Annotated in this window: 9 protein-coding genes; 7 read left to right on the top strand and 2 right to left on the bottom strand. The window is 67.8% G+C overall.

The window, feature by feature from the left end; translation table 11 throughout:
* Positions 1–1,109 precede the first annotated feature (1,109 nt).
* A complete protein-coding gene (locus ACFVU2_RS01530; protein WP_387870137.1) occupies positions 1,110–1,739 on the bottom strand; it encodes a TetR family transcriptional regulator in 630 nt (209 codons plus the stop codon).
* 207 nt (positions 1,740–1,946) lie between these two features.
* Here ACFVU2_RS01530 and ACFVU2_RS01525 point away from each other — a divergent pair, with 207 nt between their 5' ends.
* Genes ACFVU2_RS01525 through ACFVU2_RS01510 form a run of 4 tightly spaced genes read left to right on the top strand, consistent with a single transcriptional unit; the run spans position 1,947 to position 7,229 of the window.
* The gene (locus ACFVU2_RS01525) at positions 1,947–3,242 is read left to right on the top strand and encodes an extracellular solute-binding protein (RefSeq protein ID WP_387870135.1); all 1,296 of its coding nucleotides are present in this window, start codon (positions 1,947–1,949) and stop codon (positions 3,240–3,242) included.
* Complete coding sequence (locus ACFVU2_RS01520) at positions 3,242–4,183, top strand: carbohydrate ABC transporter permease (protein WP_387870133.1); 942 nt, start codon at positions 3,242–3,244, stop codon at positions 4,181–4,183. Before ACFVU2_RS01525 ends, ACFVU2_RS01520 begins: the two co-directional genes overlap by 1 nt.
* A gap of 15 nt (positions 4,184–4,198) precedes the next feature.
* Positions 4,199–5,098: a carbohydrate ABC transporter permease gene (locus tag ACFVU2_RS01515; RefSeq protein ID WP_387870132.1), complete on the top strand. Its 900-nt coding sequence runs from the start codon at positions 4,199–4,201 to the stop codon at positions 5,096–5,098.
* A 37-nt stretch (positions 5,099–5,135) separates the two neighbouring features.
* Positions 5,136–7,229, top strand: coding sequence for a beta-galactosidase (locus ACFVU2_RS01510; protein WP_387870130.1), 2,094 nt, complete (start codon positions 5,136–5,138; stop codon positions 7,227–7,229).
* Positions 7,230–7,249: 20 nt separating this feature from the next.
* Here the strand turns inward: ACFVU2_RS01510 and ACFVU2_RS01505 are convergent, their stop codons facing one another.
* Positions 7,250–8,272 carry a LacI family DNA-binding transcriptional regulator gene (locus ACFVU2_RS01505; RefSeq protein WP_387870128.1) on the bottom strand — a complete coding sequence of 341 codons (1,023 nt, stop codon included), beginning with the start codon at positions 8,270–8,272 and terminating at the stop codon, positions 7,250–7,252.
* A 173-nt stretch (positions 8,273–8,445) separates the two neighbouring features.
* Here ACFVU2_RS01505 and uxaC point away from each other — a divergent pair, with 173 nt between their 5' ends.
* From uxaC to ACFVU2_RS01490, 3 genes are read left to right on the top strand one after another with little or no spacing between them, the layout of a single operon-like run.
* Entirely contained in the window at positions 8,446–9,855 is a 1,410-nt protein-coding gene (uxaC, locus tag ACFVU2_RS01500) for a glucuronate isomerase (RefSeq protein ID WP_387870126.1), read from the top strand.
* The gene (locus ACFVU2_RS01495; RefSeq protein WP_387870125.1) at positions 9,852–11,183 is read left to right on the top strand and encodes a mannitol dehydrogenase family protein; all 1,332 of its coding nucleotides are present in this window, start codon (positions 9,852–9,854) and stop codon (positions 11,181–11,183) included. Before uxaC ends, ACFVU2_RS01495 begins: the two co-directional genes overlap by 4 nt.
* Positions 11,180–12,394, top strand: coding sequence for a glycoside hydrolase family 1 protein (locus ACFVU2_RS01490; protein ID WP_387870123.1), 1,215 nt, complete (start codon positions 11,180–11,182; stop codon positions 12,392–12,394). Before ACFVU2_RS01495 ends, ACFVU2_RS01490 begins: the two co-directional genes overlap by 4 nt.
* Positions 12,395–12,441: the final 47 nt, after the last annotated feature.

The following is a 12,441-nucleotide window of genomic DNA, read 5'->3' as shown; positions in this document are numbered from 1 at the left end:
CCTGATCCGCTGCGGCAGCTGCGGGAAGACCATCAGGATCTGACCCATGGCTCGGGTGCCGGCACCTTTGCCGACACCCGAGCCGTCACTGGCGGCCCAGGGAATAGATCGCCTCCCGGTGACGTGATGGCCGTGACAACGTTCTGACGACATTTGTGTGAAATCGAAGAGCATCCGGTGGCATCAGGGCTGGTCGTAGATTGGCAGAATTGCGCGTAACTGCCGACATAGAAGCCGACAGGCAACGCTCGCGCTAGGGTTCGAATCCCACGCGCCGGCCCGCTCATTCGAGGGCGCGAAGCCAGATGTGTGCGCGTCGGCGTCGTTGGTCGGCCGTGGAGCTCAGCGAAGCCAGCTTCACCAGAAAGACGTACGCCGCAGCGAGCAGGACTGCTCCGATCACCAGCTGAACCCACGGGGCCTCGGCGACGATTGTGCCGCCGATTCCAGCTATCACGACTGTGATGAAGATCCCTGTCCATGACCATACGGACGTGAGATCGATCTGTGACCACGATCGCAGTCCGTTCAGGACGGCCAACCGCGCTTCCGGATTGCGGCGAGTCGAGCGCCGGAAATGATGAACGTCGGAAGGGGTCGGCCACCGGCTTACGTCGGGCCAATATGGCCGGGCTGTGGCGGGGAGGTCCCCTGGGTAGCCGAGCGCCTCCGTCCTGTTCCGAGTCATGGTCTGAGGCTAGTGCCGACGCGCGACATCCGAAGCTTGGACATGACGCCCATTCGCTCAGCCCGGCAGCGACCGCGTGCAGCAGCTCGAGGATGACTCTGGAAGTGGACACATTTTGGACACAAACGTGTGCCCTCGTACGTGGCCGTGGTGAGTGTGCCACCGCAGAAAGGTGCGGAATCACGCGGTTTTGCCGCTGGTGAAGATGGCTGGCGAAGGCCCGATACGAGCACACGGCTCATAATCGTGGTGTCGCGGGTTCGAGTACCGCCCTCGCTACAGACACAGAACGCAAACGGCAGTCCAGTGGGACTGCCGTTTCGTTGTTTCCGGGACCACGGGGACACAATCTGGACACACTCGAAATCATCGAGGCGTATCAGAACACCATGGGGTGATCCGGACGCGGACGAAATGCGCGTCAGTCGGACGAAACTGTCGCTCGTTCCACTTCGTCCAGGGAGACATCGAGAATGCGCTCGATGAGGGCGCGGAGCTCGACCGCGATGTCGAAGTCCTGCTCGGCCAGCCACTGGAGCTGGAGTCCTTCCCAGGCGGTGTGGATCCAGCGGGAAGCGCGGTAGGGATCGATCGCCGCATCGATCGTGCCAGTGGCTTGGAGGGTGCGAATGCTCTCGACCATGCGCTCGTCGCCGGTGCGCCAGCGCTCCTTGAAGTACTCGTGCGCCGGGTGGGTCGGATCGCTGGACTCGCCGAACATCGCGGTGTGGAGCCGGACCACGTTGATGCGGCGGAGGCTCTCGGCCGCGCGCTCCGGGGCGCGCTGGATCGACTCGCCGAGCGGCATCGTCGACCACTCAAACTCGTCCGAAAGTCGGAGGGCGGCCAGTAGAAGATCGTCCTTGGTCGGGAAGTGGTAGAGCACGCCGGGCTCGCTCAGGCCCGCCCGATCCGCGACTTCCGCGGTGATGAGAGCGCGGTGGCCCTTCTCGAGTACGAGGTCGAGTGCAGCCTCCGCGATCTGGCGGCGGCGCTGCTTCGTCTTCGCGTAGCTGCCGCGGGGTCCACGCACACCGACCGTACTCGTCATGTCGAAACCCTAGCCCAAAAGATCCGAAAACTATTCCCGCCTAAGAATTGACATCGCTCCCGACGCCTGGTTACCATCCAGATGCGAACTCTATAAGCGACTCAGAGTTGAGCATCCTGCAAACCCATTCCCATGGCCGGGGCGAACCGCCCTGGCGTCTTTCAAAGGTGAGGACGAATGCTTTCACGCAAGTTGAATCGATCCAAAGTGCGTCGGTCGGGGGCACTGGCCGCCGGCGCGAGCATCGTCGCAGCCGCTCTGCTGCTGACTGGATGCAGCGGCGCGAGTCCCGCTGCGACATCATCGGCAACCGCCGAGAAGGACGTCCAGCTGACGTTCCTGAACCAGTCGCGCGGCCAAGAGGCGGTCCTCAACGAGCTCGCCAAGAAGTACGGCGAGCAGACCGGTGTCACGGTTACCATCGACACGCCCGGACCGGTGGACTACCTCCCGAAGCTCCAGGCGGACGCGCAGTCCAAGAAGATGCCCGACATCTACTCGTCCTTCAATCCGACCTCGATGGCACCGTTCTACAAGGCGGGCTGGGCGCTGGATCTGACGAAGGAGCTGAAAGACGGCTGGAGCAAGAACTTCACCCCCGAAGTGGTTAAGCTGGCGACCTTCGAGAAGGGGAACAACCTCGGCGTCAAGCCCGGCATCTACACGGTGCACTGGGAGAACCAGGCGTACGGGCTCATCGCCGACACGGCCAACTCCGGTCTGGACGCCTCGAACCCTCCGAAGACGGTTTCGGACCTGATCAAGCAGCTCGCTGCCAGCAACAAGGACCCGAACGGCGGGTTCTCCGTGGCCGCATCGCTCTCGCCGCAGTTCGTGCAGTACCTCGCCTCGAACTGGCTGACGGACAAGCAGATCAACGACACTTTCGCCGGTGACTACAAGTGGACCTCGGATGGATGGAAGAAGGCCTTCCAGGTGATCGCCGATCTCAAGAAGGCGGACGCCATCCAGGGCGGCGCCATTCCGGGCGGTCAGACGGACAATCCGACGGTGGAGACGAACTTCTTCACCAAGCACAGCGTCGGGACGATCTTCGATGCGTCGCCCGGTGTCTCGGTCGCCCACAAGACGGCGCCGGACTACACGTCGTTCTTCTCGCTGGCGCTGCCGAAGGCGTCGGACGCCAAGTACACGCCCCGCTCCCCGGGCGTCCCTGGAAAGGGCGCGGTCATCAACCCGCGCGGTGAGCACGTCGAGGCCTCGATCGCGTTCGTGAAGTGGCTCACCGATCCCGCCCAGCAGGAGGTGTTCGCGAAGGAGGCCTACATCATCCCGACCAGCCCGGAGCTGCTGAAGAGCTCGAAGCTCCCGGACACTCTCACCGGGTACGCAGCGGCCGCGAAGAGTCAGCAGGTCATCCCGAACACGTTCAGCCCTCAGGTGCTGGACGCGATCAACCGCGACGTGCAGAGCCTCGTGCTCGGCCAGATGACGGTCGACGAAGTGCTCGCCGACGTTCAGAGCGCTCAGGACGCCGGCTAGTGACCACGTCCGTCAGCACCACCCTTGCGCGGCGCCCTTCCGGGGCGCCGCGCAAGCGGCGCCGGTTCGGCAGTCGTCGCGCCGTCACCGGATACCTGTTCCTCCTGCCGGCGATCGCCCTGATCGCTGTGTTCACGCTCGTCCCGTTCGTCGAGTCGATCATCCTGAGCTTCCAGTCGTGGGACGGCGTCAGCCCGGACACCCCGTGGGTCGGCGTTCGCAACTACGACAGTGCGTTCAAGAACGTCGCCTTCTGGGCCTCCATGAAGAACGTGCTGATCTTCGGCGTCGTCGGCTTCGTGGTGGGCAATGGCGTCTCCATGGTGATGGCCCTCGCGGTCAACGCCATCCGCAAGGGCCGCACCGTCTTCCGCACCGTCTACTACCTCCCGAGCGTGCTCTCCGTCGTCGTCGTCGGCATGGTCTTCTCGGCCATGCTGGACCCGCGTTCGGGCATCATCAACAAGATGCTCGGCTGGATCGGGTTGCCGTTCCTCCAGCACGACTGGCTCAACGATCCCAACGTCGCACTGCTCGCCGTCATCGGCGTCTTCCTCTGGCTGCACTGGGGATTCGGTTTCATCCTGTTCCTCGCCGGCCTCCAGGACATCCCGAAGTACCTCTATGAGGCGGCCGAACTCGACGGAGCGCGGGGATGGGCCAAGTTCCGCTACATCACCTGGCCGCAGCTCGCACCCGTGACCACGGTCGTCAGCCTCCTCACGCTGCTCGCCGCCCTGCAGATCTTCGGGACAGTGCAGGTGCTGACCAACGGCGGCCCGGGATACACGACCATGGTGCCCACGTTGCAGATCTTCACCCAGGCGTTCACCTACAACAACTACGGCCAAGCGGCCGCGATGTCCGTCATCTTCGGCGGCGCCCTCATCATCTTGTCGCTGCTGCAGCTCGGCTTCTCGCGTCGTCGCGCGAACGGCTGAGCCGGAAGGATGACCATGACAACCACACTGACGTCAGCTCAGAGCGAGCTCGTCGACGCCCGCCCGCGGTCCTCCGCGGAACCGCGGACCCGGCGACCGGTGCGTCCCGGTCGCGTCGCCCTCTACGCGCTCCTGGTCGTCGCCGCGATCAGCGCTATCTTCCCGATCCTCTGGATGATCTCCGGATCGATGCAGACCCTGCCGGAGCTGCTCAAGGGCGACTCGCTGATTCCCGCCGTGCCACAGTGGCAGAACTTCGCGACCGCCTGGGTGGAGGGCAACCTGGCCGTGTACCTCGCGAACAGCATCATCTACACGCTGTGCGCAGTGGTCGGGATCCTGCTGGTGTCGAGCCTCGCCGGCTACGCCCTCGCCCGCCTCGACTTCAAGGGCAAAGGGGTATTCACCGCCCTCATCCTCGCCGTGATGATCATTCCGGCGCCCGCGATGTTCCTGGCGCAGTACAAGGTGTTGCTGGCGCTGGACCTCGCCAACACCCGGCCTGGCTACATCTTCATCCTCGTCACTGCGGGCATCCCGATCTCCACCCTCATCATGCGTTCGTTCTTCGCCTCTCAGCCCAAGGACCTGGAGGAGGCCGCGGCACTGGACGGTGCGTCCGCGCTCGGTATCTTCTTCCGGATCATGCTGCCGTTGGCGAAGCCCGGTCTCGCCGCGGTCGCAGTCATCCAGGCGTTCGCGGTGTGGAACGAATACCTGATGGCGCTCGTGATCTTCAACGACAGCTCCCTGATGCCCGTGCAGCGCGGGCTGACCAGCTTCGTCTCGGCGGAGACCCCGCAGCCGCAGATCCTGCTCGCCGCGACGCTGATCTCGATTGTGCCGGTCGTCATCTTCTACCTCTTCGCCCAGCGCCAGATCGTCGACGGCATCAGCGCCGGCGCGATCAAGTAGTCGCGCGCAGCGCGTTCCCGAAAGGACCAACCACCCCATGCGCCCAGTGTTCAGCGATCGTCCCTGGTTCGGCGGCGACTACAACCCCGAGCAGTGGCCGGAGCCGGTCTGGGATGAGGATATCGAGCTCATGCGGGAGGCCGGAGTGAACTTGGCCACCGTCGGCGTCTTCTCGTGGGCGTTGCTGGAGCCGCGCGAGGGCGAGTATGACTTCGCCTGGCTGGACAGGGTGATCGACAAGCTTCATGCGGGCGGGGTCCGCGTTGATCTGGCGACGGCCACGGCGTCCCCACCTCCGTGGTTTTCACATCGTTACCCGGAGTCGCTGCCGATGACAGCGGAGGGAGTGCGGCTCTCGCCCGGCTCGCGCCAGGCGTACTGCCCGAGCTCACCGGCCTATCGGTCGGCCGCCGGACGCCTGGTGCGTACGATCGCCGAACGGTACGGCGAGCATCCCGCACTCCAGCTCTGGCACATCAACAACGAGCTCGGCTGCCACGTCGCCCGCTGCTACTGCGATGAGAGCGCGGCCGCCTTTCGACGTTGGCTGGAGGCGAAGTACGGGTCCATCGCGGAGCTCAACACCGCATGGGGCACCACCTTCTGGTCGCAGCACTATGGATCATTCGATGAGATCCTGCCGACCCGCGCGACACCCGCGTTCGGCAACCCGGCGCAACTGCTCGACTTCGACCGATTCAGCTCGGACGAGTTGCTCGCCTGCTTCCTCGCCGAGAAGGCGATCCTGCGGGAGATCACCCCGGAGGTGCCCGTCACCACCAACTTCATGGGGGCGTTCCGCAACGCTGATTACTGGCGCTGGGCACCGCACCTCGATGTGATCGCGGACGACCTCTATCCGGACCCGGGCGATGTGGACGGAGCCCGGGGCGCTGCACTGTCCCGCGACCTGATGCGTTCTCTCGGCGGCGGCCGACCCTGGATCCTCATGGAGCAGGCGACGAGCGCCGTCAACTTCCGCAACGCCAACGCGCCGAAGCGGCCAGGGCAGATGCGCGCCCTGTCGTACCAGGCCTTCGCGCGCGGCGCCGACGCGATCCTGTTCTTCCAGTGGCGGCAGTCCGCTGTCGGTGCCGAGCGTTTCCACTCGGCGATGCTCCCGCACGGCGGCACCGACACCCGGGTGTGGCGGGAGGTCACCGCTCTCGGCGCTGAGCTGAGAGAACTCGCCCCGATCGTCGGCGCCCCGACTCCGGCGCAGGCCGCGATCGTCTTCAGTTGGGACAGCTGGTGGGCGCTCGAGCAGCGCGGCCTTGTCGCGCACCAGAGCTACCTGCCGCTGGTCTCCCGCTGGCACGGTGCCCTGACCGACGCGGGCCTGGTCGTGGACTTCGTCCGCGGGGACGAGGATCTGTCGCGGTATCCGCTCGTCATCGCCCCCGCCCTGTACGTCGCCTCGGATGAGCAGCTCGAGCAGCTCGACGCCGCCGCCCGCGCCGGGTCCACCGTCCTCGTCACGGACCAGACGGCGCTGGTCGACGCGCGGCTTCGCGTGCGCCTGGGCGGCTACCTCGGCGGACTGCAGGACACACTCGGCGTCTGGATCGAGGAGTACACGCCGCTCGCCGAGGCGCAGCAGCGTCCCGGCGCCATCCCTGTCGCCCCGGAATCGCGGGTCGCGCCGACCGTCCGGATCGCCGGCGACCTGTTCTCCGGCGGGCAGGCGGTGGCCGAGGAGTGGCTGGATGCCGTGCGCGTGCGCGATGCGGAGGTGCTCGCCACCGTCGTGGACGGCGACTACGCGGGCTGGCCGGCCCTGACCCGAAAAGCGCGCGGCGCCGGCTCGGCGTGGTACCTCGCCACCCGGCTGGGCCGCACTGACACGGCGGCGCTGGTGCGGGTGCTCCTCGCCGATGGCGGGATCGTTCCAGAGGCCGTGGTCGACGACCGAGATGGAGGCTTCGTCGAGTCGGTGCGCCGCGGCGACGCACTGTTCCTCATCAATCACGGCACGACTCCCGTCACCGTCGCGGTCGACGGCACCGATCTCGTCACAGGTGCCGAATCACACGGACTGGCCCTCGAGCCGCAGGGTGTCGCGGTGATCGCGCGGCCGGTGCGGGCGGCGGAGTCGCAAAGGGAGGCGCTCGCCGCCATCGCTGGACCTTAGGCCGGGGCTTCCCCGAGGTTCTAGCGCAGGTCGGCGACGGACTCGCGGCTGACGAAGGTGGTGGGGAGGCGGGGGATGTCGACCTCGGCTGCTCCGTCGATCTCGCTGAGCAGTCTGCGGATGCCGGCCTCGCCGACCTCGCGCAACGGGCTGCGGATCGTGCTGAGGGCTGGGGTGGGGAGGTCGGCGCCGAAGATGTCATCGAAGCCGACGATGCTGAGTCGGGTGGGGATGTCGACGTCCTGGTCGCGCGCGGCGCGGAGGAGGCCGAGCGCGAGGAGGTCGTTGTAGGCGAGCACGGCGCTCACGTCGGCGGCGAGCACGCGCTGCAGCGCCTCCGCTCCACCCTCGCGAGTGGGGGCGGAGGAGACGATCTCGACGATCGACATGCCGCGATCCACGGCGAACTGGAAGAGGGTGCGCCAGCGGACGTCGTTCATCCAGGACGCCTCGGGACCGGACAGGTAGGCGATGCGGCGGTGCCCACGTTCGCGCAGCTCTTCGAGTGCGGCGGTAATGCCCGGGCGCGGGTCTGGCACGACTGCGGGCACACCGGGTACGAGGCGGTTCGCGACGACGACGGGCTTCACCGCCGCGAGTTCGCCGATCTGCGCATCGTCGAGCCGGGAGGCGACGAGGAAGAGGCCGTCGACCGAGGTCTGGAGGCGCTCGGCGGTCGCTCGCTCGAGTTCCGGAGACTCCTGCGACTCGGCGAAGACCAGGGTGAGACCGTTGGCGGTCGCGACGCGCTCGGCACCGCGGACCACGTCGAAGTAGACCGGGTTGGTGATGTCGGAGACCAGGACCGCGAGCGTCCCCGTCTTGCCTGTGGGGAGCGCGCGGGCCATCGGGTTGATGCGGTAGTCGAGCGCCTCGGCGGCCTCGCGGATGCGGCGCTCGGTCGCCTCGTTGAGGCGGCCGGGCTTGTTGAGCGCGCGGGAGACGGTGGACGGGCTGACACCGGTCGCCTTGGCCACGTCGTAGATCGTCGCGGGCGGCTTCCTCGCCGCTGTGCGCGGCGGCAACGTCTCCGAATCGCTCACGCGTGTCCTTTCACGTCAGGCCCCGCTCACCGTACGGCAAACGGTTGGCACAGTCTAGCCGAGCGGTCTCCTCGGGTGGTGACACGGTCTGCCATAAGTCGCTGGCGGGAGGCGGTATAGGGAGGGTCGGCAATCGGTTGACAAAAAGTCCGTGACGCGCTGGAATGGTGCCCATGCTCCAACCGCGACGCCGCGATCCTGATCGCCTGCTTCCTGCCGATCCGACCATGCGCGACATCGCGCGCGCCCTCTACCGGCGCGTCGCCGATGCGCCGATCGTCTCCCCCCACGGCCACGTACCGATCGAGTGGCTCACGACGGATGCGGCGTTCCAGGATCCGGCCGACCTGCTCGTGACGCACGACCACTACGTCACCCGGCTGCTGCACGCCGGTGGAGTGTCCCTCGATCGGCTGGGCCTCGGTGCCGCCTCAGAGAGCGGCTCAGTCGATCCTCGTAACGTCTGGCGTCTCCTCGCCGAGCACTGGCACCTGTTCGCCGGAACCGCATCGGGCTACTGGCTGGAGGAGGAGCTCGCTCAGGTGCTGGGCGTGCAGGAGCCGCTGCTCCCGGGCAACGCCGACGCGATCTTCGACGAGATCTCGGCGCGTCTCGCCGAGCCGGCATTCCGCCCGCGTGCACTGTTCGAGCGCTTCGGTATCGAGGTGCTTGCCACGACCGACGACCCGCTCGACGACCTTGCGCAGCACGACGCGCTGCGGGCCTCCGGCCTGCGGGGCCGAGTGCTTCCCACGTTCCGGCCCGACCGCTACCTCGACCCGGACTCCGTGGCTTTCGCGGACGACGTCCGCCGGTTGCTGGCGGCGACTGGCAGCGCCGAGACGTTCGCCGGCTACCTCGACGCCCTCGAACAGCGGCGGCGCCACTTCGTCGAGCACGGCGCCGTGTCGGCCGATCACGGCGTACAGGACCCGCTCGCCCTCGAACTCGACCCCGCAGACGCCGAGCGGCTGTTCCAAACGGTTCTCGCCGGGGAGGGGAGCCCAGTGGAACGGGCGCGCTTCCGGGCGCACATGCTCTTCCAGATGGCTCGGATGAGCGTGGAGGACGGCCTCGTGATGACCATCCACGCCGGCGTGCTGCGCAACCACCACCGGCCGACCTTCGAGCGGTACGGTTCCGACACCGGCCACGACATCCCCGTCCGCACCGACTTCGTCACCGGGCTGCGGCCGCTGCTGGAGCGGTTCGGGGACGCCGAGGGGTTCCACCTCGTGCTGTTCGCGGTCGACGAGACCGTGTACTCCCGGGAGATCGCGCCGCTCGCCGGCTTCTACCCGAGCGTGTACATCGGGGCGCCGTGGTGGTTCCTCGACGCACCGGACGCGATCGCTCGGTTCCGCTCCGCGGTGACCGAGACCGCCGGCTTCTTCCGCGGTTCCGGATTCATCGACGACACCCGTGCGTTCCTGTCGATCCCGGTGCGACACGACACCGCCCGGCGGGTCGACGCCGGCTTCCTCGCCCGCTATGTCGCCGAGGGCCGCATCACGCTGGCCGCCGCCGAACAGATTGCCGACGACATCGTCGGCCCGCAGCCTCGTCGGGTCTTCAAACTGTGAGCGGCGCGGCAGCCGGGGGAGGGCGTGCTCCGGTCCGCATCGTGCACCTCGGCCTCGGCGCCTTCCACCGCTCGCACCAGGCCTGGTACACGGCCCACGCGGCGGACGCGCACGACTGGGGGATCGCGGCGTACACGGGGCGGCATCCCGATGCGGCCGACATCCTGCAGGCGCAAGACTGCGTCTACACGCTCGTGGAGCGCGGAGCGGGCAGCGACCGGTACGAGCGCATCGACAGCATCGTCCGCGCGGTACCAGGGGATGATCTGGCCGATTTCGTGGAGACGATGGCGGCAGGTGACGTCGCGGTGGTCACCCTCACGGTGACGGAGGCCGGATATCGTGCAACACCGACGGGAGCGCTCGACCGAGACGACCCGGACGTCGAGCGCGATGTCTCCGCGCTCCGGGACTTCTTCTCCGGCGACGGGCCGAAGCTTCCGGCAGTGCGGACGGTCCCCGGCCGCCTCGTCCTCGGCCTCGATGTGCGGCGGCGACTCGGCGCGCCTCCGATCGCGATCGTCTCGTGCGATAACCTGCCCGACAATGGCGCCCTCACTCGCCGTGTGGTCGGAGGGTTCGCCCAGCTGGTCTCGCCCGACCTCGCTGCATGGCTCCCGACCGGCGCCTCCTTCGTCTCGACCTCGGTCGACCGCATCACACCCCGGCTCGAGGCCGGCGACGTGGAACGGATCTCCGCCGCGGTCGGCTGGGCCGACGCGGCGCCCGTGGTGACGGAGCCGTTCGCCGACTGGGTGCTGGCCGGCGACTTCCCCTCGGGACGACCGGCGTGGGAGTCCGCAGGCGCGCGCTTCGTCGACGACATCCACCCCTGGGAGGCCCGCAAACTCTGGATGCTGAACGGCGCCCACACCCTCCTCGCCTCCTCCGGCCGGCTGCGCGGGCACGATACCGTCGCCGCTGCTTTCGCTGATCCGGTCTGCCGTGCACAGGTCGACACGCTCTGGGACGAGGCCGCAGCCCAGCTCCCCGCCGTCGAGACGACCGGGTACCGCGCCGCCCTCGCCGAGCGCTTCGCCAACCCGCGGATCGTCCATCGTCTTGCCCAGATCGCCGAGGGATCGCTGACCAAGCTCCGGCTGCGCGTCGTCCCCGTCGCGCTCGCCGAGCGCGACGCCGGCCGCCCCGCAGACGGGTGCGCCACCGCGATCGCCGCGTGGGCGATCGTCGAACGCCCTGACGCCGACGCGCTGGACGCCCTTCAGGACGTCTCGCCCGATCTCGCAGCCGACGACGCGTTCGCTACACGACTCCGCACTATCCACTCGTCCATCCTCACCGCAGAGAAAGCAGACCCGACCCGATGAGCACCTTCCCCGACGGCTTCCTCTGGGGCGCCTCCACCGCGCCGCACCAGATCGAGGGCAACAACCTCAACAGCGACTTCTGGGCCAACGAGGGCCGCATCCCCGGCATGGAGCGCAGCGGCGACGCCTGCGACAGCTATCACCGCTACCGCGAGGACATGCAGCTGATGGCCGATGCCGGCCTGAACAGCTATCGCTTCGGGATCGAGTGGGCCCGCATCGAGCCGGAGCCAGGTCTGATCTCGCGCGCCGAGCTGGCGCACTATCGCCGCATGATCGACACAGCCATCGAGCTCGGCCTGACGCCGTTCGTCACCCTGCACCACTTCACCAACCCACGCTGGTTCGCCGAGCGCGGCGGGTGGATGGCGCCCGACGCGATCGACCGGTTCCGGTCCTACGTCGACACGACGACCACCATCCTCGAGGGCGTCGAGTGGGTCGCGACGATGAACGAACCGAACATGCTCGCGATGATGACCGGTATGGCCGTGTTCATGCAGCAGGCCCAGCAGCAGGGTGAGGAGTGGCAGAGCCCAACCGTCGACACCGACGGCCCGCGCCCCGCGCTGCCCGCACCGAGCCCCGAGATCGGCCGCATCTTCGTTGACGCCCACCACGCGGTGCGCGACCTGGTCCGCGCGCGCACCGGCGCGAAGGTCGGCTGGACCGTCGCCAACCGCGCGTTCGAGACCCGTCCCGACGGCGAGGAGAAGCGCCGCGAGCTCGAGTACATCTGGGAGGACCTCTACCTCGCGGGCTCCCGCGGCGACGACTTCGTCGGCGTGCAGTCCTACTCGGCGCAGTGGGTGAACGCCGACGGCATCGAGCCCTACGAGGACAGCCCGGAGAACACACTCGTCGGCACCGCCTACCGTCCGGACGCGCTCGGCATCGCCGTGCGCCACACCGCCGAGATCACGGGCGGCGTGCCGATCGTCGTCACCGAGAATGGCATCGCCACGCACGACGACGCCCGCCGCATCGCCTACACCGACGAGGCCCTCCGCCACCTCGGCCTCGCGATCGCCGACGGAGTGGACGTGCGCGGCTACCTGCACTGGAGCCTTCTCGACAACTACGAGTGGGGGCACTGGGAGCCGACGTTCGGACTCATCGAGGTCGACCGCGAGACCTTCGTGCGCACGCCGAAGCCGAGCCTGGGCTGGCTGGGCGAGGTCGCGCGGCGGAACGGACGCACCGAGGCGTGAACGCAGAAGCGCCCGGCAGCGCATGCTGCCGGGCGCTTCTACGTTCG

Origin of the sequence: Leifsonia sp. NPDC058194, from assembly GCF_042883605.1 — a bacterium.
GTDB lineage: Bacteria > Actinomycetota > Actinomycetes > Actinomycetales > Microbacteriaceae > Leifsonia.
The sequence above is the reverse complement of the archived record's forward strand: the minus strand, read 5'-3'. Positions and strand labels throughout refer to the sequence as shown.